The organism is Actinomycetospora lemnae, assembly GCF_028737315.1.
In the GTDB taxonomy this organism is placed as follows: domain Bacteria; phylum Actinomycetota; class Actinomycetes; order Mycobacteriales; family Pseudonocardiaceae; genus Actinomycetospora; species Actinomycetospora lemnae.
In genome coordinates, this window is record NZ_JAQZAO010000003.1 from 273,884 (window position 1) to 297,283 (window position 23,400).

A 23,400-nucleotide genomic window follows, 5' to 3' on the forward strand; every position below is an offset into this window, starting at 1 on the left:
GAGCGGCAAGGGTGCCCCGGCGGGGACACTGGCGGTCATGTTCCGGAGCCGTGCCGCGGGCGGGGTGGTCGTCGACCCGCACGGACGGGTGGCGGTCGTGCGGCAGCGGGCGCGGACGTGGTCGCTGCCCAAGGGCCACCTCGAGGACGGCGAGGACGTGCTCGAGGCCGCGCGGCGCGAGATCCACGAGGAGTGCGGGCTCGCCGACCTCGAGCTGGTGCGCGAGCTCGGCTCCTACACCCGCCTCGGCTTCCGCTACGGGCTGCCCGAGAGCAAGACGATCACGTTGTTCCTCTTCCGCAGCCCGGAGGCGGCGCTCGAGCCGCTCGACCCGGCCAACCCCGAGGCCCGCTGGGTGCCCCCGGCGTCGGTCGCGCGGACGCTCTCGAACCCCGCCGACGGGCGCTTCTTCACCCGCGAGGTGCTGCCGCTGCTCGACGCCCGCTGAGTCGAGGAGCTAGGTCGACGGCCGGCCGGGGATCGTCGCGGCCAGGTCCGACGCGACGGTGTGCGCGTCGGCGGTGTCCGGCCAGTGGCGCGCGACCCGCCCGTCGGGGCCGACGAGGTAGGTGATCGCGGTGTGCGGCACGGCGTAGCCGTCGGGGTCGTCGGGGTCGGGGCGCCGGCGGGCGAAGACGCGGAACGCGTCCTTGGCCGCCTCGACCTGTGCCGGCGTGCCCGTGAGCCCGGTGAACCGCGGGTAGGAGGCGGTGAGGAACGCCCGCATGACCTCGGGGGTGTCGCGCTCCGGGTCGACCGAGACGTAGAGCGGGCGCACCTCCTCGGCGAGCGGTCCGAGCTCGTCGAGCGCCGCGGAGAGCTTCGTCAGGGCCCGGGGGCACACGACGCGGCAGGACGTGAACCCGAACTGCACGAGCAGCCAATCGCCGCGGTAGCTGTCGAGGGTGACCGGCCGCCCGGTGTGGTCGACGAGCGCGAAGGCGATCTGGGTGGGTCGGCCGGTCGGGGCGCTCACGGCACGAGCTCGACGTCGTGCGCCGGCCCGGCCGGGACGTCGAGGCGCAGGCCCTCGGGCACGGGTGTCCCCGCCACCTCCTGGCCGTCGACCCGCAGCCGCGCGCCGTCGGGGACCCGACCGAGCACCACCGTCCCGTCGGCGTCGAGGCCGCGCCGCCGCAGCCGGGCGTGCAGCACCCCGTCGACGACCTCGGCGCGGCTGACCTCGACGTCGCGCCCGACCTCGGTGAGTGCGGGCTCGGCGACGTGCTCGGGACCCCACGGGTGCTGGTAGAGCTCGTGCAGCCCGTCGGGCACGTCGAGCCGCGCGTAGCCGAGCAGGACGTTGCCGGTCATCGGCTCGATCCCGGTGCGATGGCCCTCGGCGTCGTTCTCCGTGTCGTTGCGCGGGTAGTACAGCGCGCCGTCGCGCCAGGTCGGCGCCATGAAGCGGTCGGCGTGGGCGAGGATGCCGTCGAGGGTGGCGCGGTCGCCCATCTCCGAGGCCCACGCCGCCACCCACCCGAGGTCGCAGGTGTCGTTGACGACGGTCTGACCCATGACCTCCATGGCCGGCGTCGACCGGACCGCGATCGTGCCGTCGGGGCCGGGCTCGAGGAAGTCGGCGACCTGGCGCGGGTAGTGCTCGTGCACGAAGTCGTGGTTCCAGGTGTTCATCAGCGCCCCGCACCACGCGTCCACCCACGGCGCCTGCAGGGCGTTCGGCCGCACGACCCTCGAGTCCTCGAGGATCATCTGGTTGTAGTGGCCGGTGTCGTCGAGCCGGCCGAAGTCCGCCCAGGCCTGCTGGTAGCCGGCGACGACCTCGCCGGCGCGGTCGCCGCCGGTGATGACGTCGTGGAGCCGGAAGCCGAGGATGGCGGGCTGGTTGCAGATCTGGAACACGCAGTTCGGCTCGCAGGCGATCCCGAGGTAGCCGTTCTGCACCATCTGCCAGTAGAGGTGCTCGTTGAGCGAGTCGCGGTCGTAGGCGAAGCGCTTGGGCTCGCCGCCCCAGAAGAACGACCAGTGCTCGAAGGTGAGCGCGCCGGGCTGCGCGTAGCGGTCGTCGGCGAAGAGGTGGTCGTGCAGCAGCGAGCAGGACTGCACGTAGGCCGAGTACATGATGTTGTCGCGCACCACCGGGTCCCACTCCTCGTGGTAGCCGTCGGAGAGGTGGGCGTTCATGACCATCCCGCCGCGGGAGACGTCGCGCCAGTAGAGCCAGACGTCGGGCATGAGCAGCTTGTCGATCAGGCGCTGGATCGTCGGCCGGAACAGGCCGGGCGCGGCGGGCAGGCGGTGGCGGTGGGTGAGCGCGAGCCCGTAGACCATGTAGGCGAGCTGGAAGCGGTAGCTGCCGAAGTCGTCCTCGCCGGCGCCCTTGCCCTGCATGAGCGACCAGTCGTGCGGCAGGCGCCGGGACAGGTCGTCCCAGTGCTTCAGGTGGCCGAGCTGTGCCTCGTCGAGGACCCTCGCCGGCGTCGTCGACGTCGCTGCCGTCCCTGCTGACCCCGCCGTCACCGTCATGCGCCACGACCGTACGCAGGGCCGACGGCGCCGCCACACCCGTTCGGGTGTGCCGCGGGGAGCGCCGGTGCGGTGTCGTGCCCGCCATGGACGGACCCGGCGACATCCTGCGCACGGTCGGTGCGCGCTTCGGCGAGAAGACGGCCCTGGTGACGGCGACGCGGACGCTCTCGTTCGCCGAGCTCGACGCGCTGAGCGACCGGGTGGCCGCCGGGCTGGTGGCGCGCGGGGTGCGGGGCGGGCAGCCGGTGTCGCTGTACGCGCAGAACCGGTGGGAGTGGGTGGTCGCGTACCACGGCGCGCTCAAGGCCGGCGCGGTCGTGAACCCGGTGAACGTCATGCTCACCCCGGAGGAGCTCGCGTTCGTGCTGCGCGACTGCGGCGCGGCGGCGGTGTTCACCAGCGCCGAGCAGGCCCCGACGGTGCTCGAGCTGACCCGGGACCTGCCCGAGCTGCGGACGGTGGTGGCGTTCGGGGACGTCGAGGGGGACGCCGCGCAGCGGAGCTCGACCCGCCCGGAGGGCGCGCTGGCCTTCGACGAGCTCCTGGGAGGCGACGACCCCGTCCCGCACGTCACCGTCGACCCCGACGCGCCGTCGACCATCGGCTACACGTCCGGCACCACCGGACACCCGAAGGGCGCGGTGCAGAGCCACCGCGCGGTGCTGCTCAACTGCGCGCTCACCGCGACGATGCACGGCCGCCGACCCGACGACGTCGTGGTGACGGCCCTGCCGGCCCCGCACGTCTACGGCAACGTCGTCATCAACGGGACCTTCCTCGCCGGCGGCACGGTGGTGCTCATGGAGCGGTTCGCGCCGGGCGAGGCGCTGCGGCTCATCGGTGAGCACCGCGCGACGCTGTTCGAGGGCGTGCCGGCGATGTACGCGATGCTGCTCGCCGACCCCGGCCTCGCGGACGCGGACCTGTCGTCGCTGACCCGCTGCACGGTCGGCGGGCAGACGATCCCGCTCTCGACGATCGAGCGGTGGCAGGACCGGTCGGGCGCCCCGCTGATCGAGCTGTGGGGGATGACCGAGATCGCGGGCCTGGGCACCACGCACGCCCTGTACGCGCCGCCGGTGCCGGGATCGATCGGGGTGGCCCTGCCCGGGATCGAGCTGCGGATCGCCGACCTCGCCGACGTGGGGCGCGACTCCCCGGTCGGCGAGCCGGGGGAGCTGATGGTGCGCGGCCCGATCGTCATGTCGGGCTACCACGGCAACCCGGAGGCGACCGCCGAGACGATCGAGCCGGACGGCTGGCTGCACACCGGCGACGTCGCGACGATGGACGCGACCGGGCACGTCTTCGTCGTCGACCGCCGCAAGGACATGATCATCACGGGCGGCTACAACGTCTACCCGGCCGAGGTCGAGCGGGTCCTCGCCGCGCACCCGAAGGTCGCGATGGTCGCGGCCGGGCCGGTGCCCGACGCGGTGCGCGGCGAGCTGGCCTGCGCCTACGTCGTCCCGGTCGCGGGCACCGACCCGACCGAGGAGGAGCTCGTCGCCTACGCGGGGGAGCACCTCGCGGCCTACAAGCGGCCCCGGCTCGTGCGGTTCGTCGACGCGCTGCCGGCCACGTCGACGGGGAAGATCATGCGCCGCGAGCTGATCAAGCAGTTCACCCCGTGACACGGCCGTGCGACCGGTATTCGATGAGCTCGTGGACCCGACGGCACCGTTGAGCCGCGAGCACGCCGAGCTCGTCGGCCTGCTCGACCGGCGCGCCGCGGTCCGGGCCGCCCTCGACCTGCTCGCCACCGAGGGCGACGTGGCCTGGCTGGCCGAGCCCGTCGACGAGGACGCCCCCGAGCTCACCCTCGCCCAGCTCACCGGCGACCGCACCGGGCTGCTGCGCGGCCTGACGGTGTCGCGCGGGCTGGGCCTCACCGGCAAGGTCCACGGCACCGGGACGCCCGCCTGGGTCGACGACTACTTCGGGTCCGCGGAGATCACGCACACCTTCGATCGGCTCATCGACCTCGAGGGCGTGCGCCGCCTGCTCGCCGTGCCGGTGCGGCGCGACGACCGGCTGCTCGGGGTGCTCGCCGTCGGCGCGCGGGCCGACGGGAGCTTCGGCGGGCGGGCCGCGGCGCGGGCCCAGGCGGTCGCCGACGAGGTGGCCCTCGCCGTGGCCGTGGCCGAGCGCGCGCGGCTGGCCCGCGAGGTCGCCGTGCACGAGGAACGCCGCCGCGTGGCCGCCGAGCTGCACGACAGCGTCGGTGCCCTGCTCTTCGCCATCGGGTCGGGCGTCGCCGGCCTGTCCGACGCGCTCGGCGCCGATCCGGAGCTCGCCGACCGCCTGCGCCGCCTGCAGGACCAGGCGAGCGAGGCGTCGGCCGCGCTGCGCGACTCCCTGCGCACCCTGCGGGCCTCGCCCGCCGCGCTCGCGCTCTCGGTCGCCCTGCGCGCGGACTGCTCGGCGTTCAGCGACCGCACCGGGGTGCCCGCCGAGCTGGTCGTGCTCGACGACCCCCCGGAGCTCGCGCCGTCGCGCACCGAGGTGGTCGTCGCCGCCGTCCGCGAGGCGCTGCTCAACGTCGAGAAGCACGCGCACGCCGCGGCCGTCGTCGTCAGCGTGGCCGCGCGCCCGGGTGGCGGGCTCGTCGTGGCCGTCACCGACGACGGCGACGGGCTGTCCCGTGACCACGAGCCCGGCGTCGGGCTCGCCGCCAGCGCGGACGCCGTCCACCGGCTCGGCGGCACGCTGCGCGTCGTCGCCGACCCGCAGGGCGGGACGACGTGGCGCCTCGAGCTGCCGGGCTGAGGGTCGTGCGTGCCGGGGTGGTCCGGGTGCTGGTCGTCGACGACCACCCCGTGGTGCGCGACGGGGTGGTGACGGCGCTCGGGCGGCACAGCGACATCGAGGTCGCCGGGCACGCCGCGGACGGGGCCGGCGCGGTGGCGGCGTGCGCGCGGGAGCGGCCCGACGTCGTTCTGCTCGACCTGCGCCTGCCCGACGCCCTGGCCGCCGACGTGGTGCCACGTCTGCGCGCGGTGTCGCCGGCGAGCCGCGTGCTGCTGTTCACCGCGTTCCCCGAGCACTCGGCGGTCGCGCCCACGCTCGCGGCCGGCGCGGTCGGGCTGCTGGTCAAGGACGCGTCGGGGGTGGTGCTCGGCGACGCGATCCGGCAGGTGGCGCGCACCGGCACGTACCGCGGGGCGGGACCGGGGACGGCGCAGGCGCCGGTGACCCCGCGTGAGTACGACGTCCTGCGCCTCGTCGCCGCCGGCCACACCAACGGCGAGATCGGCGAGCGGCTGCGGCTCTCGCCGAACACGGTGAAGACCTACCTGCACAACGTCATGCGCAAGCTCGACGCCCGCAACCGCGCCCAGGTCATCACCAACGCCCGCGCCCACGGCCTGCTCTGAGCGACCGGGCCCGCTCCGGACCTGCCCGCCGCCGTACGCGGTGTTAACGTCGAGCCCGACTGGTCCACCCACGCCGTCCCGTCTCGGTCGGTGAGTGTCAACCCTCATGGCGCTCGCGGATTCCCCGCATCGTCGCCAGGAGCGTCATGACCTCGACCGTGCCCAAGCCCGTCTCCACGCCGCCGTACCCCGAGCGCACGTCGTTCCGCGGGGACGGTCGTGCGGTTGCTGCGGACGACCGATCCCAAGGACATCGGCCTGCTCTACCTGGGCACGTCGTTCGGCTTCTTCCTCATCGGCGGCCTGCTGGCCCTGCTGATCCGTGCCGAGCTCGCCCGACCCGGCCTGCAGATCGTCTCGGCGGACCAGTACAACCAGCTGTTCACCATGCACGGCACGATCATGCTGCTGCTCTACGCGACGCCGATCCTGTTCGGGTTCGCGAACTACATCGTGCCGCTGCAGATCGGGGCGCCGGACGTGGCGTTCCCGCGGTTGAACGCCTTCTCGTACTGGCTGTTCCTCTTCGGCGGCCTCATCGTCATCTCCGGCTTCGTCACCCCGGACGGTGCGGCCTCCTTCGGCTGGTTCGCGTACACGCCGCTCTCGACCGCGGTCCACACCCCGGGGCTCGGGCACGATCTGTGGATCCTGGGCCTGGTGGTGTCCGGTCTCGGCACGATCCTCGGCGCGGTCAACTTCGTGACGACCATCGCCTGCATGCGTGCGCCGGGCATGACGATGTTCCGGATGCCGATCTTCACCTGGAACATCTTCATCACCACGTTCCTGGTGCTGCTCGCGTTCCCGGTGCTCACGGCCGCACTCCTGGGCCTGGCCGCCGACCGCCACCTCGGCAGCCAGATCTTCGAGCCGGAGAACGGCGGCGCCTTGCTGTGGCAGCACCTGTTCTGGTTCTTCGGCCACCCCGAGGTCTACATCGTGGCGCTGCCCTTCTTCGGCATCGTCACCGAGATCTTCCCGGTGTTCAGCCGCAAGCCCGTCTTCGGCTACAAGACCCTGATCTTCGCGACGATCGCCATCGGCGCGCTCTCGGTGGCCGTGTGGGCCCATCACATGTACGCGACGGGCGCGATCCTGCTGCCGTTCTTCGCCTTCACGACCTTCCTCATCGCCGTGCCGACCGGCATCAAGTTCTTCAACTGGATCGGCACGATGTGGAAGGGGCAGCTCACCTTCGAGTCCCCGATGCTGTTCGCCCTCGGCTTCCTCGTCACGTTCCTCTTCGGCGGGTTGACCGGTGTCCTCCTGGGTGCCCCGTCCCTCGACTGGCACCTCTCGGACACCTACTTCGTCGTCGCGCACTTCCACTACGTGCTGTTCGGCACGATCGTGTTCGCCACCTACGCCGGCATCTACTTCTGGTTCCCGAAGATGACCGGCCGGATGATGGACGAACGCATCGGCAAGGTCCACTTCTGGCTGACGTTCATCGGGTTCCACCTGACGTTCCTGGTGCAGCACTGGCTGGGCAACGAGGGCATGCCGCGCCGCTACGCCGACTACCTCGGAAGCGACGGGTTCACCACGCTGAACACGATCTCCTCGATCGGGGCGTTCATCCTGGGCGCGTCGACCCTGCCGTTCCTGTGGAACGTGTTCCACAGCTGGCGCTACGGGCGGCCGGTGGAGGTCGACGACCCGTGGGGTCACGGCAACTCGCTGGAGTGGGCGACCTCGTGCCCGCCGCCGCGGCACAACTTCACCGAGCTGCCGCGCATCCGCTCGGAGCGGCCCGCGTTCGAGCTGCACTACCCGCACCTCGCCGAGCGGATGCGCCTCGAGGCGCACGTCGGCTCCGGGGCGCCGAGCATGGGCGAGGCGGCGGCCGGTCAGACCGGCCAGGAGCACATGCCCGGCTCCGATCCCCGCAACCGATGAGCCGCGCGGAGCGCCGGGTCCTGCGCGACCTCACCACGGAGCTGGCGCGCACGGATCCGGACCTCGCCGCGCGTCTGGCGCCGGCTCCCGGTCAGCAGGGCACCGAGGCCGGGGTGCGCGGGTTCACCGCGTCGCTCGTGGCCGCGATCCTGCTGGCCGGGACGCTGGGCCTGCTGCTCGGGGCCGCCGTGGCGCTCCTGGCGGGCGCCGCGGCGATCGTCCTCGTCGTGGCCGTGGGCCTGGCGCGCCGGGGCTGATCCGGCGGGGCCGATCGGTCGGCCTCACCCGTCGCGAGCGGCCCGACCCCCGCGGCGCCGGGACACCACGGAGCGGGGCGGCGCGGCCCGCATGTGGTCGCGCACCGGCGCGAGCAGGTCGGCGAGGGTCTGTGCGTCGGTGCGCGACAGCGGCTCGAACAGCAGGTCGCCGACGACCTCCTCGTGGCCCGGGAGCACCCGCCCGAGCAGCGCGCGGCCCGCGTCGGTGATGGTGATCGTGACGCCGCGCTCGTCGTCGGGGGACGGGCTGCGCACGACCAGGCCGGCCCTCTCCAGCAGGCCCGCCTGGTAGGTCAACCCGCTGCGGCTGACGACGACCGCGTCGGCCAGGTCGGTCATGCGGTGGCTCCCCGTCGGGGACCGGTGCAGGCGCATGAGCACCTGGAACCGCACGAAGGTCAGGCCGCCGTCCTCGTGCAGCTGCTGCTCGATCGCGTGCCGGAGCAGGCTCGTCACCTCGATCAGCGCGAAGTAGGCGCCGAGCCGCACGGGATCCACGTCGTGGGGCGGGTCGTGCGGTGTTCCGGACATCACTCGAGTCTAGTTGCTTCGAATTCGAAGCAGGTCTAGCGTTCGCCAGCAAGTACTTCGAGTTCGAAGCACTGGTCGAGCAGACCCTGTCTCGAGAGGACGGCTCCCCATGAAGGCAGTGCGCTTCCACGAGTACGGCGGCCCGGAGGTCCTGCGGTACGAGGACGTGGAGCAGCCCGTCCCGGGCGCGGGGGAGGTGCGGCTGCGCGTCGCGGCGTCGGCGTTCAACCTCGTCGACGACGGCATCCGCGGGGGCTACCTGCAGGGCCCCTTCCCGGTGGTCCTGCCGCACGTGCCCGGCATCGAGGTCGCCGGGACGGTGGACGCGCTGGGCGAGGGCGTGGAGGGCCGGCGCGTCGGCGACGAGGTCGTCGGCTTCCTGCCGATGGTGGCCGACGGCGCGGCCGCGGAGTACGTGGTCGCCCCCGCCGCGGTCCTGGCGACGGCGCCGCACAGCATCCCGCTCGCCGACGCCGCCGCCCTGCCGATGGTGGGGCTCACCGCGTGGCAGGCGCTGGTCGACGACGCGAAGGTGACCGCCGGGCACCGCGTGCTCGTCAACGGCGCAGGGGGTGGGGTCGGCGGCTACGCCGTGCAGCTCGCGAAGAACGCCGGGGCCCACGTCATCGCCGTCGCGAGCCCGCGCAGCGCCGAGCGCCTGCGGACGCGGGGCGCGGACGAGGTCGTCGACCACACCGCCACCGAGGTGACGGCCGCGGTCACGGAGCCCGTCGACGTCCTGCTCAACCTGGCCCCGGTCACCCCCGAGCAGCTCAGCGCGCTCGTCGGTCTGGTCCGCGACGGCGGCGTCGTCGTCAACACCGTGCCGCGGACGCCCGCACCCGCCGACGAGGCCCGCGGCGTGCGCGCCGTCGACGTCTTCGTCCGCAGCGACGCCGAGCAGCTGGCGCAGCTCGTGGCCCTGGTCGACCGCGGCGAGCTGCACGTGGACGTCGACCGGCGGGTGTCCCTGCCGGAGCTCTCGACGATCCACGCCGAGGCGACCGCGGGCACCCTGCGGGGCAAGGTCGTCGTCGTCCCGGAGTGACGCCGGTGCCGGTCGGCCGCGGGTCAGCCCCGCTGGGCGCGCCGCTCGCAGGCCTCCTTGACGACCCACCGGGCGACGTCGGCGAGCTTCATGTTGGTGTCCTGTGACGACGAGACGAGCAGGGCGAACGCCTCCTCGCCGTCGAGGGCGAAGCGCTCCATGAGGATGCCCTTGGCCTGGCCGATGGTGTCGCGGCTGTCGAGGGCAGCCCCGAGCAGCTGGGCGTGGTCGGCGCCGTAGAGCAGCGCGCCCGCGTGCCCGGCGAACACGCCGGCGGTGACCACGGCGTGCTCGTCGAAGGCGTCGGCGTCGGCGGCGTAGAGGGTGAGCGCCGCGCGACGTCCGCCGGTGCTCCCGGTCACGGACGCGGACAGGATCGACCGGAAGCCGGCCTCGACGGCGCGCGGCGCGAAGCGGGGCCAGCGTGCGGCGTCCTCCCCGGCGAGGTCGCGGGCGAGCAGGACGCCGTTCTCGGGCGGCTCGTCGGCGGCCTCGACGCACGGGCCCTCACCGAGCTCGCTCTGGAACTGGTCGAGCTCGTGCACGGCCGGCGCGGTGGCGTGGCTGGAGCGCACCTCGAGCTCCTCGGTGCGCAGGATGCCGCCTCCGGTGGCGGCCGGGATCAGGGCGACCGCCGCGGTCACCAGCTGGGTGAGCAGGGCGTCCCGGTCGCGGATGCTGCGCTTGTCGATGAGGTCCTGCAGCGCGGCCCGCATGGTGACCATGAGGTCGTTGTCCGAGGTCCGGAGGTCGTCCGCCGTCATCAGGTGGGTGCCTTTCGCGCGCGATGCATGCCGCCGCCTCCGCCGGGCACGGCGAGGGAGGAAGGGCGGCTGGTTCACCCGATGCGAAAGGTACATCCCTCTCGCTCCGTGTCCCATCCTGCGGCCGCACGGGGGGATCGACGATCCGTGGCTGCCCGCCGGGTCCGGGGATAGGAAGGGACCGGACACCGGCGCGGACGGGAGGCGGGACGACGATGATCGATCGGGCCGGGCTGGCGGAGTTCCTCCGGCGCCGTCGGGAGTCGCTGCAGCCCGAGGACGTCGGCCTGCCGCGCGGGCAGCGTCGCCGCACCAGCGGCCTGCGGCGCGAGGAGGTCGCGGCACTGTGTCACATGTCGACCGACTACTACGCGCGCCTCGAGCGCGAGCGCGGCCCGCAGCCCTCGGAGCAGATGATGGCCTCGATCGCGCTGGGCCTGCACGTCTCGCTCGACGAGCGCGACCACCTCTTCCGGCTCGCGGGGCACCAGCCGCCGGTGCGCGGGCCGGCGAGCGAGCACATCAGCCCGGGCCTGCTGCGCATCCTCGACCGGCTCGTCGACACCCCCGCGGAGATCGTCACCGAGCTCGGCGAGACGCTGCGCCAGACCCCGATGGGCGTCGCGCTCACCGGCGACACCACCCACTACACGGGCCCGGCGCGCAGCATCGGCTACCGGTGGTTCACCGACCCCGCCGGCCGCGCGCTGTACCCGCCCGAGGACCACGCGTTCCTCTCGCGGCGCTACGCCTCGGCCCTGCGCTCCGTCGTGACGCTGCGGGGTCCCGACTCGCAGGCCGCCCGTCTCGCCGAGCTCCTGCTGCCGCAGAGCGAGGAGTTCCGCGCGCTCTGGGAGGCCCACGAGATCGGCGTCCGGTCGAGCGACCTCAAGCGTCTCGTCCACCCCGAGGTCGGCGCGCTGGAACTGCACTGCCAGACGCTGCTCGACCCCGAGCAGTCGCACCTGCTGCTGGTCTACACCGCCGTCCCGGGCAGCGAGAGCCACGAGAAGCTCCAGCTGCTGTCGGTCCTCGGCGCCCCGGCCGGTGCGTCGCGGTGACGGGTCCGCGTCCCTGGCGTCCGAGAGGAGTCCTGTGTCGTCGGTGATCTCGTCGTCGATCCCCCGGGGCGGGATCGACCTGGCCGCTCACCTGCACGTGCCCAACGGGTTCTCCGACGGGCTCGACGGTGCGCCGCTCCCGGCCGTGGTGCTCGCGACGCCGGGCAGCAGCGTCAAGGAGCAGATCGGGGCGACCTACGCGCGACGCCTCGCCGACCGCGACTGGGTCGCGGTGACGTTCGACCCGGCCTTCCAGGGCGAGAGCAGCGGCGAGCCCCGCGACCTCGAGGACCCGGCGGAGCGGGTCGCCGACCTGCGCCGGGTCGTCGACCACCTGCGCCGCCGGCCCGGGATCGACCCGCAGCGGCTCGGCGTGCTCGGCATCTGCGCCGGCGGGGGCTACGCGGTGCGGGCCGCGATGACCGACCACCGGCTGCGCGCGCTGGGCACCGTGGTCGCCTCGGACATCGGCGGCGCCTTCCGCGCGATGGCCGCCGCGACGCCCGCGGGGGTCGCGGGCACGCTCGACGCGCTGGCCGCCGCGCCGGTCGACGTGGCGGACGGCGAGGGGGCCCGGCAGCCGTGGCTGCCCGACACCGTCGAGGACGCACGGGCCGCCGGTGTCACCGACGTGGACCTGCTCCAGGCCGTCGCGTACTACCGCACCCCGCGGGGCCACCACCCCCGGTCGACGAACCGCCGGCACGTCCGCAGCGACCCCGCGATCCTCGGCTTCGACGCCTTCCACCTCGCCGACCAGCTGCTCACCCAGCCCGTCCAGGTCGTCGTCGCGGGCGAGGCGGGCACCACCGGCTCCCGGGCCGACGGCGAGCGCCTCGCCCGGCTGGCGCCCGCGGCCGAGGAGGTGCTCGTCGTCGAGGGGGCGCGGCACTACGAGATGTACGACGTCCCCGCGTACGTCGACCGGGCCGTCGACCGCCTCGCGGTCTTCTTCGCCGCGCACCTGACGTGAGCGCCGACGGCGAGGGACCGTGGCGGGTCGTCGTGACCATCCTCCTGACGAGCGTGCTGCTCGCCGTCCTCGTGGTGACCGCGGCGAACGTCGTGGTCGTCGGGCGGACCGACGACGCCGTGACCGCGGAGGTGGCCGCGGTGCGCCCCGCGCAGGTCGCCATCGTGCCCGGGTCGCTGGTGCGGCCCGACGGGACGCTCGGCGCGGTCGTGCGGCAGCGGGTCGACGCCGCGGTCGCGCTCTACCGCGACGGGCGGGTGCAGAAGCTGCTCGTGTCCGGCGACCACGGCCGCCCGGACTACGACGAGCCGGACGCGATGCGCGACGCCGCGCTGGCCGCCGGGGTCGCGCCCGAGGACGTCTTCACCGACTACGCGGGCTTCGACACCTGGCACACCATGCGCCGCGCCCACGACGTCTTCGGCGTCGCCTCGGCGGTCGTGGTCACCCAGGCGCCCGCCGCCGCGCGGGCGGTCGACCTCGCCCGCGCGGCGGGGCTCGACGCGCAGGGTCTGGTCACGGGCGAGGGCGGCCGGGCCGGGCGCGAGGTGCTGGCCCGCGTGCGGGGGCTCGGCCAGGCCACCCTGCGTCCCGAGGTCACGGGAGGCCCCGCCATCCCGGTCGCCGGCGACGGCCGGGCGTCCTGGGCCCGGCCGGTGGCCGCGGTGGCGCCGCGGTAGCGGTGCGCCTGCCGGTACCGCCCGTGACTCAGCTCGCGACGCCCGGGGTACAGGGGCCCATGGACGGGGCCGACCAGACCGGGAAGCGGGCCGGGACGCCGTACCGGGTGCGTCCCGTGTCCCACGGAGACCACCGGGGTCCCGTGACCCCGCCGGGCATCCACCTCGCCGGGGTCGGACGGGGCGGCGGGCCGGCGCACGGCCGGCCCCGCGGCCGGGTCGCCGCGGCCGCGGCCCGCCTCGGCGCCGCGCTGATCGTCTTCGTGCTGGCCCTCCTGCTCGTGACCGGTATCGAGGTCGTCATGGGCGAGCCGCTCTCCGGCGGGCAGGCCGGGCACACCAGCCTCGGCGATCTCCTGCACCCGCGCTGACTCCCCTGAGACGGGTCTCAGCGTTCGGGGCGGGAGTGTCGGGGGTCGGGGCTAGGTTCGAACACGTGAGCGAACGGGTGGGTGCGGCCGGGCGGGTGCTGCTCGAGCGTGCCCGGGCGCGGATGGTCGCCCTGCGCGCCGAGCAGTTCCGGTTGTTGGAGGACATCGCCGCGCTGGAGGCCGCCGGGGTCGCCGAGCAGACAGGCGATCGGGGGACCTCCCGGCTGGTGGGCGACCTGTGGCACGTGGACGCCCACGACGCGAAGCGGTGGTGCGACGAGGCCGCCGACCTCACCGCGAGGGTGTCGTTGCTGGGGGAGTCGTTGCCGCCGCGGCTGGCGGCCACGGCCACGGTCGCGGCGGCCGGGGAGATCGGGCCGGGGCACGTGGCGGTGATCCGGCGGACGATGGCGCGCCTGGAGCGGGTGGACAGCGTGAGCGTCGAGCAGTGGGGCCAGGCGGAGGCCACGTTGGCCGAGCAGGCCACGTGGCTGGCCCCGCGCCAGCTGGCCAAGGCCGCCGAGGCGTTGTTGGCGCGGCTGGATCCCGACGGGGTGGCCCCGGACGACGGGCAGGACTGTCGCGATGAGCTGGTGTGGGTGCGGCGGCGCCGGGACGGGTCGTTGGCGTTCAAGGGCCGGTTGCACGATCCGCTCGATGCCGAGGCGTTCTGCGAGGTGATCGACGGGCTGTCCGAGCCGTGCGGGCCCGACGACCGGCGTGAGCTCGGGCGCCGGCGGGCCGACGGGCTCAAGGACCTGGTCCAGGACGCCCGCCGCCCCGGCGGCCTGACCACCCACATCGACGACACCGGCATCGACACCGACATCGACGGACCCGACCCCGACACCGGCGAGCCCGGCGAGCCCGGCGAGGCCGGGCCCAGCGGGACCGCGGCCGAGGAGGATGCGCTGATCCCGGTGCCGCGCCGCCCCGAGCCGCGCCCGACGCCCGCACGCCCGTCGGCACCTGTCGAGCGGGCGGGGCGGGCGTTGCTGACGATCACGATGGATCACCGGTGGCTGCGCGCGGCCATCGGTCACGCCACCCTGGACTCCGGGCAGCGGGTCGCCGCCGCGACGGTGCGCCGCTGGGCCTGCGATGCCGAGGTCGTGCCCGTGGTGCTCGGCTCGCGCGCCGAACCCCTCGACATCGGGCGGGCCACCCGCACCGTGCCCGACGCCCTGCGCCGCGCGCTGAACCTGCGCGACGGCGGCTGTGCCCACCCCGGCTGCGACCGCCGGCCCCGCCGCTGCCACGCCCACCACATCCGCCACTGGGGCCAGGGCGGCGACACCTGCCTGGCCAACCTGGTGCTGCTCTGCCGCTACCACCACCGGCTCATCCACCACGGCCACTGGCAGGTCACCATCGTCGACGGGCTGCCCTGGTTCACCCCACCACCCTGGATCGACCCCGACCGACGACCCCGACCCGGCGGCCGACCCCGCGTCCCCCTCTGAGGCGTCCGGTTCCGCCTGCAGCCCGCGGTCGGACGTGCTGGTCATGGACCCGCTGTGCGTCACGGACGGGTTCGCCGGAGCGGCCCGCTCGGTCGCCGCCCTCGTCGAGCCCGACCGCGACCTCATGGTCCGGCGGGCCCGGGTCACCGCCCGGACGCCGGCGCTGCAGGCGCGGGAGGGCATGAAGCACGCGGCAATGCAGCAGCTGCTGGTCGACGAGCTCGAGCGCCGCGGGTACCGGCGCGAGCGGGCGCGGCTCGTCGCCGGGATCGGGATCGCCTGCGTCACCGAGGCCCTCACCCGCTGGCTCGAGGACCCCGACGCCGGCTCGCTCGTCGCGGCGCTCGACGGCGTCGAGGCGGAGGTGCGTGCCCTCGTCCCGTGACGGCCCACGGCTTCATCCCCCACGGGTGGGGACGGCCGGGTGCCCGCGGCACTACGACGGTGGCGTGTGCCTGCTCATCATCCTGCTCCTGCTCGGGCCCCGGGCCGTGATCATCGTGTGGTGGCTCCTCGCGCCGCTGGTGTGGGACGCCGCGTTCGGGACGCTGCTGGTGCCGATCCTCGGCTTCATCTTCCTGCCGTGGACGACGTTGGTGTACGTGCTGGTCGTGCCCGGCGGCATCGGCGGTCTCGATGTCCTGTGGCTCGTGCTGGCGGTCCTGCTCGACGTGAGCAGCCACGTGGGCGCGTACGGCCGCCGGCGGCGCGCGGTGGCGTGACCTCGCCCCGACCCTCCCGACGACGGCGCCCATGAGCACCCACACCGCGGTCGTCACCGGCGGTCGGGGCATCGGGCGCGCCGTCGTCGAGCGGTCATGGCGCCGATGACACCGGCGCGGTGCCGTCGTGCGAGGTGCCGTCGGTCGCGGCCCCGTCCGGTGGGGCCGAGAGCGCCTGCTGGAGCTGCTCGTGCCGGGCCGGGTCGGCGAGCGCGGCCCCGGCGGTGCTGCCCGGCCCGCCGAACCGCTCGCCGAGGGCCGAGAGCCGGGCGGGCAGGTCGGCGACCAGCGAGCTGATCTCGGAGACCGCCGGGACGATGTGCACGGCCGCCAGGCCGACGAGCACCGCCAGCACCGCCAGCACCGCCAGCACGAGGACCGCCACCGCCAGGCCCAGCACCACCTTCACCGGCTACGGGCGGACGATCCGGAAGCCGGCGACCGGCTGGTCCGTGAGGTCGAGGACGGTCGTCAGCACGTCGCGGTCGCCGTCGAACTCGATCCCGTCGGTGCCCGCCCCGCCGAGGAGCCCGAGGAGCTGCGCGCGGGTCAGCGTGATCGTCAGGTCGGCCTCGTCCCGGCGGCGCGGCGGGCTCGTCCGGCTGCAGGCGCTGGGGCTGCGGGTCGTCGAGACGCGCACCCTGCCGGACTGAACGGCGCGGCTAGGCTCGTCCGGTCAACGATCGCGCCACGACATGGCGCCGTCGCCGGGGCCACGACCGGCCCACTGACCGGCCCACTGCCCGGCCCGCGAGAGGAGTCGCCGTGGTCCGCGTGAGCGGCACGGCACACGACGTCGGGAGCGAGGGCGGGTCCCGCCCCGGGATCGCCACGATCGGTGTGGTCGGCGGCGTCGTCGGCGGGCTGATCGGTGGGGGCAGCGGAGTGCTCTTCGTGCCCGCGCTCGACCGCTTCACCGCGATGACCCGCGCGCGGGTCCACGGCACGTCGACGATCGCGAACATCGGGGTCTGCGTGGCCGGCGCCGCGGCCTACGCGGTCGGCGGCGGGGCGCTGGACCTGCGGGTCGGGACCGGCATGCTCGTCGGCGGCACGGTCGGCGGACTGCTGGGGCCGTGGCTGCTCGCCCGCGCGCGTGAGACCGTGCTGCGCGTCCTGCTCATCGCGATCCTGCTGCTGACCGCGGGCAAGTTCACGCTCGACGCCGTCGACCCGACGGTGTTCGGTCACGCCCTGGTGCCGGCGGACGTCCTCGCGGACCCGTGGTTCGTCGTCCCGACGACCGTCCTGGTCGGGCTGGTGATCGGCGCGTGGTCCGGCGCGATGGGCCTGGGCGGCGGGCTGCTCGCGGTGCCGGCCCTCGTCCTGCTCTTCGGCGTCGAGCTGCACGTCGCCGCGGGCACGTCGTTGCTGATGTTCATCCCGAACTCGATCGTCGGATCGGTGGTGCACGCCCGCCAGGGCACGGCCTCGGCGCGCTGGGGGTGGCTGCTCGGGCTGACCGCCGCGCCCGGCGTGATCGCCGGTGCCGTGCTCGGCCTGGCCCTCGACGCCGAGGTCCTCGGGCTGGTGTTCGCGGTGTTCGCGCTGCTCATGGCGCTCCGGGAGATCCTCGCGCTGCGGCGGCGATGGTGAGGGCGTCTCGCTCCGTTCCGTCGTGACGGTCGCGTGAAGGCTCACCCGCTCGGCCGATAGGCCCGTCACCGAACAGCAGGACGGTACAGAGCGTGACCGACACCGCGGCTGCGCCGCCGACCTCGACGACGGCCGAGGTGCACCCCTCGGTCGAGCAGATCGTGGCCGCGCCGGCGGCCGCGGGGGAGCGCGTGGTGCTGCGCCACCCCGACGGCGAGACGACGGGCGCGGAGCTGCTGGCGTCGATCCACCGCTACGCCCGCGCGCTGGCGAGCCTGGGGGTCGGCACCGGTGACCTGGTGGCCCAGTACGCCCCGAACCGCCCCGACGCGCTCGCGGTCCGCTACGCCACGCACCTGATCGACGCGGGCGCGGTGTACCTGTCGGCGCCGCCCGGAGCCGAGCGGCGGGCCCGCCAGCTCGAGCAGATCGACCCGCGGCTGGTCGTGGTGTTCCCACAGACCGCCCGACCTGTTCCTCGTCGAGCCCCAGCTCGTCGCGCTGATGGACCACCCCGACGTCGCGCGCCGGGACCTGTCGAGCCTGCGGACGCTGACCCACATCGGGGCGTCGGCGCCACCGGCCCTGCGCCGCCGGGCCCGTGAGCGCCTCGGCCCGGTCATCCAGCACACCTACGGCGCCAGCGAGATGGGCATCGTCAGCGCGCTGCGCCCCGCCGAGCACGACCCCGACGACCCCGAGCGCGCCACCAGCGCCGGGCGCGTCCTGCCCGGCGTGGAGGTCCGGTTCCGCCGCGACGACGGCACCCTCGACCCGGCGTACGGCGTCATGGAGGTGCGCTCGCCGGCGATGGCGCACGGGTACCGCCGCCGGCCGGCCGAGCAGGCCGCGCACTTCGTCGACGGCTGGTACCGCACCGGCGACCTCGGCCGCCTCGGCGCCGACGGCCACCTGCACGTCCTCGGGCGCGCCGCCGACTGCGCGGTCGTCGACGGACGCCTGGTCACCCCGACCGGCATCGAGGACACGCTGATGCGCCTGCCCGCGGTGCGCTACGCCGTGGTCGTCGCCGACCCCGACCACGACCGCCGGGTGGCCGCCGTGCAGGCCTGGCCGCGCGGCGAGATCGACCCGGCGTCGTGCCGGGAGGCGGTGGCCGCCGAGCACGGCGAGACCGTCGCGGCGACGCTGGTCGTGGTCCCCTTCGGCGAGGTCCCGCTGACCGAGCAGGGCAAGCCCGACCGCGCCGCGATCCTGGCCCACGCGCCGGCGTGAGCCGCTCCGGCCCGGTCCGCGGGGTCGTCGGATCGAGCGGTCGTGACGGTCGCCCCGCGGCGCCCGACAGGGAAGGATGGCCGCCGTGACCGTGGGTGGACCGGCGGAGCGGGGCTCGTTCGAGGACGAGCCCGCGGGCACGGTCGCCCTGGACGAGGTGCCCGAGGGCGTGGTGCTCACGGTGGGCGGCGCGCTCGACCTCGCGCTCGCGCCGACGCTGCGGCGGACCGTCGAGCGGGCCGCCCGGCTGCGGCCGCGGCTGATCGTCATCGACCTGACCGCGGTGACCTTCCTGGCGTCCTCGGGCATGGCGGAGCTCGTCCGCGCCAGACGGCAGCTGCGCGGCGAGGTCGGGGTCCGCGTCGTCGCGACGGGCCGTCTCGTGCTGCGTCCGCTCCAGCTGACCCGGCTCACCGACGAGCTCGACATCCACGCGACCCTCGCCGACGCCCTCGCCCGGGGCTGAGCCGGGGGATGTCCGCGATGCTCGACACGGCCGACGGCCCGGGCCCCGACGCCGAGACGCTGTTGACCGCCCTGGCCGCGACGGTGCGCGGTCCGGACGGGCGGCCGGTGCCGGTCGAGCGCGTGCCGCTCGACGGCGACGCCGTGGCCGCGCTGTGCGGCGCCGCGGCCGACGGCCCCGGCGTCGTCGTGCCCGACGACGACCGGCTCGCCGCGCGTCTCCCGGGCGCGACCGCCGCGATCGTCGTCGCCGACCGGGCGGCCGGCGGCGGCGTCGCGCTCGTCGCCCGCGCGACGGTCGACCACACCCACCGCGTCGCCGCCGAGGCGGTGGCCGCCGCGACGGGCGGGCTGCACCGGGCCCTCGCCGGCCTGCGGGCCGAGGCCGCCGTCATCGGCGCGCTGCAGTCGGTGGGGCGGCGGCTGACCGCGCAGCTGGACATCGACACGCTCGTGCAGGACGCCACCGACGCCGCGACGACGGCGGTCGGGGCGGCGTTCGGCGCGTTCTTCTACAACCTCGTCGACCGGTTCGGCGAGTCCTACACCCTGTACACGCTGTCCGGCGTGCCGCGGGAGGCGTTCTCGCGGTTCCCGATGCCACGCAACACCGAGGTCTTCGCGCCCACCTTCGACGGCACGGGCACGGTGCGCAGCGACGACATCACCAGCGACCGCCGCTTCGGCCACAACGCGCCCTACCACGGCATGCCCGAGGGCCACCTGCCCGTGCGCAGCTACCTGGCGGTGTCGGTGATCAGCCCGACCAGCGGGCAGGTGCTCGGCGGCTTCTTCTTCGGCCACCCCGAGCCCGGCCGGTTCACCGGACGCCACGAGGCGCTGGCCGAGGGCATCGCCGGCTACTCCGCCATCGCGCTCGACAACGCGCAGCTCTACGAGCGCGAGCGCAACCTCACCCGCGAGCTGTCGCGCAGCATGCTGCCCGAGGCGCCCGCGGTGCCGGGGGTGGAGCTGGTCACCCGCTACCTGCCCGCGTCCACCGGACACAAGATCGGCGGCGACTGGTTCGACGTCGTCCCGCTCGCCGCCGGGGCGACCGCCTACGTGATCGGCGACGTCGTCGGCCACGGCGTCACCGCCGCGACCGTCATGGGCCAGGTGCGCACGGCGATCCGCTCCTACGCCCTGCTCGGCCTGGCTCCCTCGGAGGTGCTGCGGCACGTCTCGGCGCTGCTCGACGCCTTCGCCGACCCGACCTTCGTCACCTGCTTCTACGCCGTGCACACCCCCGGGGACGGGCTGGTCTACGCCAACGCCGGGCACCTGCCGGCGGTCCTGCGCCACGCCGACGGCACCCTCGAGCAGCTCGGCGAGGCCATGGCCCAGCCGCTGGGTGTCGGCAGCACGTTCGGCGAGCGCACCGCGGCGTTCCCGCCCGGCACCGACCTCCTGCTCTACACCGACGGCCTGGTCGAGAGCCGCAGCCGCGACCTCACCGAGGGCATCGAGTGGCTGCTCGCGGCCGTGGTCGGGCTGCCCCGCCCGATCACCGGTGAGGCCTGCGACGGTCTCGTCGCGACGCTGACCGGCGGTGCCCACGACGACGACATCGCCCTCGTCGCGGTCCACCGGACCGCGTGAGCGCAAGACTCCCGGTCCGGGGACGACGACGCCCCCCTCAGCTCCGGCGGTGTGCGCCCTTCTTCTCGACCTCGCCGGCGAGCCACTCGGCGACCTTGGCCAGCTTCATGTTCGTGTTCTGCGACGACTCGACGAGCATCGAGAACGCCTGCGCCTGCCCGACGCCGAAGCGCTCCATGAGGATGCCCTTGGCCTGCCCGATGACGTCGCGGCTCGCCAGCGCGGTGTGCAGGCCCTGGATGCGCTGGGCGCCGTGCAGCACCAGCGCGGCCTGGGCGGCGAACAGCCGACCGGCGTCGGCGGTGCTCTCGTCGAACACGTGCGGCTGCGAGGCGTAGAGGTTCAGCGCCCCGGCGCTGCCGCGCTCGGCGAAGAGCTGGAACGACATCAGCGAGCCGATGCCGAGTTCCCGCGCCGCGCGCGCGTAGCGGGGCCACCGGTGGTCCGCCTCGGCCATGTCGTCGACCACGGTGCGCTGCTCGTGCCAGATGGAGTCCAGGCACGGTCCCTCGCCGAGGTCGTTCTGCAGCTCGTCGATCTGCTGGACGATGTCGCTGCTCGGGACGTACGACTCGACCCGCCGACCGTCCTCGACCAGCGAGATCCCGGCCTCCTCGACGTGCGGCACCGTCTGGATCGCGCCCCGCACCACCAGCCGGAGAGTGTGCTCGACGCCCTCCTCGCCCCGGTCCAGCAAGTCGCGCGCGGCTTGCTCCAGCGTGCCCGCCATGTCCTCGCCGACACGCTCGGTCGCGTCCTGGGTGACGTGCTCGGGCTCGTCGCGCTCCTGTGTGGACGCCATGCGAAGAGGATTACCCACGGGAGGAAGGGGCCGACACCGCCGGATCGACGCATGGCTCGCCCGCACGGGCGTCCTCACCGCCCGGCTCGTCCCCGCCTCTCGCTGAGCGTCACGGTGGCGCCGAGGACGTGGCCGTCGTCGTCGCGGCGGGTGGAGATCAGCACGTCCATCACCAGCGGGCGCTGCGGGGTGGGGCAGGGCACCGCGAGGAGCGCCGGGACGGGCAGCTCCCCGCGCAGGGCGGCGCGGATGTTCGCCGAGACGGTGGCGCTGACCGGGTCGTCGACGGCCGCGGCGTCGCTGACCGCGAGGTAGGAGCGGCCGACCCCGGTCCGGGCGGGGTCACCGCCGTGGGCCACGCCGAAGTCGGCCCACGCCTGGTTGACCCACACGATCACCCCGTCGGTGTCGAGCAGCGCGATCTGCACGGCCGGGCCGGGGCGCTGGGCGGGACGCGCCGCGAGGAAGCGCATGGCGGCGGCCGTGCGCCGCGGGTCCGGCAGACCGGGGCCGCCCTCGTCGCCGGTGCGGTCCTCGCGCAGCGTGGTGCGGGGGGACCGGCCGTAGCGGCGGTGGTACTCGCCGGCGAAGCGGCCCGCGTTGGTGAAGCCCCAGCGGCCGGCGACCGCGGCCACGGTGTCGCCGCGGGCGGGATCGGCGACGGCCAGGCCGCGGTGGGCGCCCTCGAGCCGGGCCGCGCGCAGGTACTGGCGCGGGGTCTGGCCGCGCTCGCGGCGGAACGCGGCCTGCAGCGCCCGCGCTCCCACCCGCGCCGCGGCGGCGATCTGCGCGACCGAGATGCCGTCGCCCGCGTGCCGGTCGATGAACTGCACGGCCCGCCGCACGACCGGGTCGGCCGGTCGTGGGAGGCCGGCGGCTGGCGTCACCACGCACTCCCCATCGTCGTCGGCTCGGCTCGCCCTCGGCCCCCGTGGGGCCGTCACGGTGGCACCGTCGGGCGTCCCTGCGCCTACCCGACCGCGGGGCACCGGCAACCCTGCCTACCGGCGCCCGTGCTCCCGCAGGAACGCGACCACGCGCGCCTCACCGCGTCGTCACCCGCGGCCCTCGTGGCCGGGATCATCGACCGTCCGGGTGATGATCTCGGGGGCGGCGGCTCAGAGCACGACGAGCCCGAGGATCAGCGCGAGGGCGACGAGGACGAGCAGGATGGCGGCGCCGACGAGGACGCCCCGCCGGCCGCGCCCGTCCGCGGGGGCCTTCTCGTCCCGCCGCGTGCGGGGGCCCTGCTGGTGGTGGTGGCGGCCGCGGTCGTGCTCCGCGGCCAGGTCGTCCTGCGTCGGGCCGTGGTCTGCACCGGTCATCGGCGCGGGTTCCCGTCGGGCGCGGGGGCGCAACCGTCCGTGCCTGTGATCAGCTCGTCATCGGGTGCGTCACGGGCGCGGCGAGGGCGCCGAGGTGCAGCGCGACCGTGACGGAGGCCGTCGTCGTGCGGCTCAGCGCCCGCCGACCAGCGCGGGCACCTGGTCGTGGAACGTGGTGGCGGCCCGGAACGCCGCGGCGGCGCTGAGCGCGTTGGCGGCGGGGACCCACGCCGCGAGCAGGCCGGCGACGGTCTCGGTGGTGATCGGCCCGTCGGGGCCGGTCACGCGCCCTGCCCGGCGGGGACGATCGCCACCGGGTCGCGCACGGCGTGGTGGTGGTCGATCGTCGAGGGCTGGTCGAGGATCTCCCGGGTCCTGGCGTCGAGCTCCTCGCCGGTCACCCAGCCCTTGCTGCGGGCGAGCTCCTCGAGCGCGGCCAGCCACCGCTCGTAGTAGCTCCACTGCTCGAGGTCGGACTGCGCAGCCTCCCAGCGCTCGATCGCGCCGATCAGCTCGGCCTGGAACTCCTCCCAGGGGAAGCCGAGCCGCTCGTGCAGGGCGACGGTCATCGCGAACGCCCGGATCTCCCAGGCCTGGTCGAAGGCCACCTCGCCGTCGTGGCGCGGGATCCGGTCGTTGAACGGCAGGACGTCGACCAGCGAGTCCACGCGCGGCTTGGTGTCCGGCGAGGGCCGTTCGTTGATCGTCTGCACG

General features: G+C 74.9%; 29 protein-coding genes and 1 pseudogene. 19 read left to right on the forward strand and 11 right to left on the reverse strand.

The window, feature by feature from the left end:
* The first annotated feature begins 37 nt into the window (after nucleotides 1–37).
* A complete protein-coding gene (locus PGB27_RS08255) occupies nucleotides 38–448 on the forward strand; it encodes an NUDIX domain-containing protein (RefSeq protein WP_274199883.1) in 411 nt (136 codons plus the stop codon).
* A gap of 9 nt (nucleotides 449–457) precedes the next feature.
* On the opposite strand, the gene PGB27_RS08260 is transcribed toward PGB27_RS08255, so the two are convergent.
* Together PGB27_RS08260 and PGB27_RS08265 are read right to left on the reverse strand one after the other, a co-directional pair.
* Nucleotides 458–976: an SCO family protein gene (locus PGB27_RS08260; protein WP_274199884.1), complete on the reverse strand. Its 519-nt coding sequence runs from the start codon at nucleotides 974–976 to the stop codon at nucleotides 458–460.
* Nucleotides 973–2,487: a linalool dehydratase/isomerase domain-containing protein gene (locus tag PGB27_RS08265; protein WP_274199885.1), complete on the reverse strand. Its 1,515-nt coding sequence runs from the start codon at nucleotides 2,485–2,487 to the stop codon at nucleotides 973–975. Before PGB27_RS08265 ends, PGB27_RS08260 begins: the two co-directional genes overlap by 4 nt.
* Before the next feature lie 86 nt (nucleotides 2,488–2,573).
* Between PGB27_RS08265 and PGB27_RS08270 the strand changes: the two genes are divergently transcribed.
* The 5 genes and pseudogenes from PGB27_RS08270 (at nucleotide 2,574) to PGB27_RS08290 (ending at nucleotide 8,026) form a co-directional block, all read left to right on the forward strand.
* A complete protein-coding gene (locus tag PGB27_RS08270; protein ID WP_274199886.1) occupies nucleotides 2,574–4,124 on the forward strand; it encodes a class I adenylate-forming enzyme family protein in 1,551 nt (516 codons plus the stop codon).
* A gap of 31 nt (nucleotides 4,125–4,155) precedes the next feature.
* Nucleotides 4,156–5,259, forward strand: coding sequence for a GAF domain-containing sensor histidine kinase (locus tag PGB27_RS08275; RefSeq protein WP_274199887.1), 1,104 nt, complete (start codon nucleotides 4,156–4,158; stop codon nucleotides 5,257–5,259).
* A gap of 5 nt (nucleotides 5,260–5,264) precedes the next feature.
* Nucleotides 5,265–5,867 (forward strand): response regulator transcription factor, encoded by a 603-nt coding sequence (locus tag PGB27_RS08280; protein ID WP_274199888.1) that lies wholly within the window; start codon nucleotides 5,265–5,267, stop codon nucleotides 5,865–5,867.
* A 146-nt stretch (nucleotides 5,868–6,013) separates the two neighbouring features.
* A pseudogene (gene ctaD / locus PGB27_RS08285) lies at nucleotides 6,014–7,769 on the forward strand (aa3-type cytochrome oxidase subunit I).
* Nucleotides 7,766–8,026: a DUF3040 domain-containing protein gene (locus PGB27_RS08290; protein ID WP_274199889.1), complete on the forward strand. Its 261-nt coding sequence runs from the start codon at nucleotides 7,766–7,768 to the stop codon at nucleotides 8,024–8,026. The pseudogene ctaD and the gene PGB27_RS08290 overlap by 4 nt, the downstream one beginning before the upstream one ends.
* Before the next feature lie 24 nt (nucleotides 8,027–8,050).
* Here PGB27_RS08290 and PGB27_RS08295 read toward each other — a convergent pair whose 3' ends face one another.
* A complete protein-coding gene (locus PGB27_RS08295; RefSeq protein ID WP_274199890.1) occupies nucleotides 8,051–8,578 on the reverse strand; it encodes a MarR family winged helix-turn-helix transcriptional regulator in 528 nt (175 codons plus the stop codon).
* Between the two features lie 109 nt (nucleotides 8,579–8,687).
* On the opposite strand from PGB27_RS08295, the gene PGB27_RS08300 reads away from it, so the two are divergent.
* Nucleotides 8,688–9,626: an NADP-dependent oxidoreductase gene (locus PGB27_RS08300; protein WP_274199891.1), complete on the forward strand. Its 939-nt coding sequence runs from the start codon at nucleotides 8,688–8,690 to the stop codon at nucleotides 9,624–9,626.
* Between the two features lie 23 nt (nucleotides 9,627–9,649).
* On the opposite strand, the gene PGB27_RS08305 is transcribed toward PGB27_RS08300, so the two are convergent.
* Nucleotides 9,650–10,390, reverse strand: coding sequence for a GAF and ANTAR domain-containing protein (locus tag PGB27_RS08305; RefSeq protein ID WP_274199892.1), 741 nt, complete (start codon nucleotides 10,388–10,390; stop codon nucleotides 9,650–9,652).
* 215 nt (nucleotides 10,391–10,605) lie between these two features.
* Here PGB27_RS08305 and PGB27_RS08310 point away from each other — a divergent pair, with 215 nt between their 5' ends.
* The 7 genes from PGB27_RS08310 (at nucleotide 10,606) to PGB27_RS08340 (ending at nucleotide 15,660) form a co-directional block, all read left to right on the forward strand.
* Complete coding sequence (locus PGB27_RS08310; protein ID WP_274199893.1) at nucleotides 10,606–11,451, forward strand: helix-turn-helix transcriptional regulator; 846 nt, start codon at nucleotides 10,606–10,608, stop codon at nucleotides 11,449–11,451.
* A 34-nt stretch (nucleotides 11,452–11,485) separates the two neighbouring features.
* Nucleotides 11,486–12,424: an alpha/beta hydrolase gene (locus tag PGB27_RS08315; protein ID WP_274199894.1), complete on the forward strand. Its 939-nt coding sequence runs from the start codon at nucleotides 11,486–11,488 to the stop codon at nucleotides 12,422–12,424.
* Between the two features lie 32 nt (nucleotides 12,425–12,456).
* Nucleotides 12,457–13,104, forward strand: a complete 648-nt coding sequence (locus tag PGB27_RS08320) for a SanA/YdcF family protein (RefSeq protein WP_274199895.1) — start codon at nucleotides 12,457–12,459, stop codon at nucleotides 13,102–13,104.
* Nucleotides 13,105–13,220: 116 nt separating this feature from the next.
* Nucleotides 13,221–13,475 carry a hypothetical protein gene (locus PGB27_RS08325; RefSeq protein ID WP_274199896.1) on the forward strand — a complete coding sequence of 85 codons (255 nt, stop codon included), beginning with the start codon at nucleotides 13,221–13,223 and terminating at the stop codon, nucleotides 13,473–13,475.
* A 65-nt stretch (nucleotides 13,476–13,540) separates the two neighbouring features.
* Nucleotides 13,541–14,938 carry an HNH endonuclease signature motif containing protein gene (locus PGB27_RS08330; RefSeq protein ID WP_274199897.1) on the forward strand — a complete coding sequence of 466 codons (1,398 nt, stop codon included), beginning with the start codon at nucleotides 13,541–13,543 and terminating at the stop codon, nucleotides 14,936–14,938.
* 43 nt (nucleotides 14,939–14,981) lie between these two features.
* A complete protein-coding gene (locus PGB27_RS08335; RefSeq protein ID WP_274199898.1) occupies nucleotides 14,982–15,323 on the forward strand; it encodes an acyl-CoA-like ligand-binding transcription factor in 342 nt (113 codons plus the stop codon).
* 64 nt (nucleotides 15,324–15,387) lie between these two features.
* A complete protein-coding gene (locus PGB27_RS08340) occupies nucleotides 15,388–15,660 on the forward strand; it encodes a hypothetical protein (protein WP_274199899.1) in 273 nt (90 codons plus the stop codon).
* Between the two features lie 94 nt (nucleotides 15,661–15,754).
* Here PGB27_RS08340 and PGB27_RS08345 read toward each other — a convergent pair whose 3' ends face one another.
* Together PGB27_RS08345 and PGB27_RS08350 are read right to left on the reverse strand one after the other, a co-directional pair.
* Nucleotides 15,755–16,069 carry a hypothetical protein gene (locus PGB27_RS08345; RefSeq protein ID WP_274199900.1) on the reverse strand — a complete coding sequence of 105 codons (315 nt, stop codon included), beginning with the start codon at nucleotides 16,067–16,069 and terminating at the stop codon, nucleotides 15,755–15,757.
* Between the two features lie 3 nt (nucleotides 16,070–16,072).
* Nucleotides 16,073–16,300, reverse strand: a complete 228-nt coding sequence (locus PGB27_RS08350; protein ID WP_274199901.1) for an alkyl sulfatase C-terminal domain-containing protein — start codon at nucleotides 16,298–16,300, stop codon at nucleotides 16,073–16,075.
* A gap of 134 nt (nucleotides 16,301–16,434) precedes the next feature.
* Between PGB27_RS08350 and PGB27_RS08355 the strand changes: the two genes are divergently transcribed.
* The 5 genes from PGB27_RS08355 to PGB27_RS08375 all read left to right on the forward strand — a co-directional run bounded on the left by PGB27_RS08355 (nucleotide 16,435) and on the right by PGB27_RS08375 (nucleotide 20,559).
* Entirely contained in the window at nucleotides 16,435–17,256 is an 822-nt protein-coding gene (locus PGB27_RS08355) for a sulfite exporter TauE/SafE family protein (protein WP_274199902.1), read from the forward strand.
* Nucleotides 17,257–17,348: 92 nt separating this feature from the next.
* Nucleotides 17,349–17,861: an AMP-binding protein gene (locus PGB27_RS08360; RefSeq protein ID WP_274199903.1), complete on the forward strand. Its 513-nt coding sequence runs from the start codon at nucleotides 17,349–17,351 to the stop codon at nucleotides 17,859–17,861.
* Complete coding sequence (locus tag PGB27_RS08365) at nucleotides 17,761–18,492, forward strand: class I adenylate-forming enzyme family protein (RefSeq protein ID WP_274199904.1); 732 nt, start codon at nucleotides 17,761–17,763, stop codon at nucleotides 18,490–18,492. The genes PGB27_RS08360 and PGB27_RS08365 overlap by 101 nt, the downstream gene beginning before the upstream one ends.
* Nucleotides 18,493–18,577: 85 nt before the next feature.
* Nucleotides 18,578–18,958 carry an STAS domain-containing protein gene (locus PGB27_RS08370; RefSeq protein ID WP_274199905.1) on the forward strand — a complete coding sequence of 127 codons (381 nt, stop codon included), beginning with the start codon at nucleotides 18,578–18,580 and terminating at the stop codon, nucleotides 18,956–18,958.
* Between the two features lie 17 nt (nucleotides 18,959–18,975).
* The gene (locus tag PGB27_RS08375; RefSeq protein WP_274199906.1) at nucleotides 18,976–20,559 is read left to right on the forward strand and encodes a PP2C family protein-serine/threonine phosphatase; all 1,584 of its coding nucleotides are present in this window, start codon (nucleotides 18,976–18,978) and stop codon (nucleotides 20,557–20,559) included.
* 37 nt (nucleotides 20,560–20,596) lie between these two features.
* Here PGB27_RS08375 and PGB27_RS08380 read toward each other — a convergent pair whose 3' ends face one another.
* From PGB27_RS08380 to PGB27_RS08400, 5 genes are all read right to left on the reverse strand, one after another.
* Complete coding sequence (locus tag PGB27_RS08380; RefSeq protein ID WP_274199907.1) at nucleotides 20,597–21,361, reverse strand: GAF and ANTAR domain-containing protein; 765 nt, start codon at nucleotides 21,359–21,361, stop codon at nucleotides 20,597–20,599.
* Nucleotides 21,362–21,435: 74 nt separating this feature from the next.
* Nucleotides 21,436–22,248, reverse strand: coding sequence for a helix-turn-helix domain-containing protein (locus PGB27_RS08385; protein ID WP_274199908.1), 813 nt, complete (start codon nucleotides 22,246–22,248; stop codon nucleotides 21,436–21,438).
* Between the two features lie 231 nt (nucleotides 22,249–22,479).
* The gene (locus PGB27_RS08390; RefSeq protein WP_274199909.1) at nucleotides 22,480–22,686 is read right to left on the reverse strand and encodes a hypothetical protein; all 207 of its coding nucleotides are present in this window, start codon (nucleotides 22,684–22,686) and stop codon (nucleotides 22,480–22,482) included.
* A gap of 132 nt (nucleotides 22,687–22,818) precedes the next feature.
* Nucleotides 22,819–22,971, reverse strand: coding sequence for a hypothetical protein (locus PGB27_RS08395; RefSeq protein WP_274199910.1), 153 nt, complete (start codon nucleotides 22,969–22,971; stop codon nucleotides 22,819–22,821).
* Nucleotides 22,968–23,399, reverse strand: coding sequence for a nitrile hydratase accessory protein (locus tag PGB27_RS08400; RefSeq protein ID WP_274199911.1), 432 nt, complete (start codon nucleotides 23,397–23,399; stop codon nucleotides 22,968–22,970). Before PGB27_RS08400 ends, PGB27_RS08395 begins: the two co-directional genes overlap by 4 nt.
* Nucleotide 23,400 lies beyond the last annotated feature (1 nt).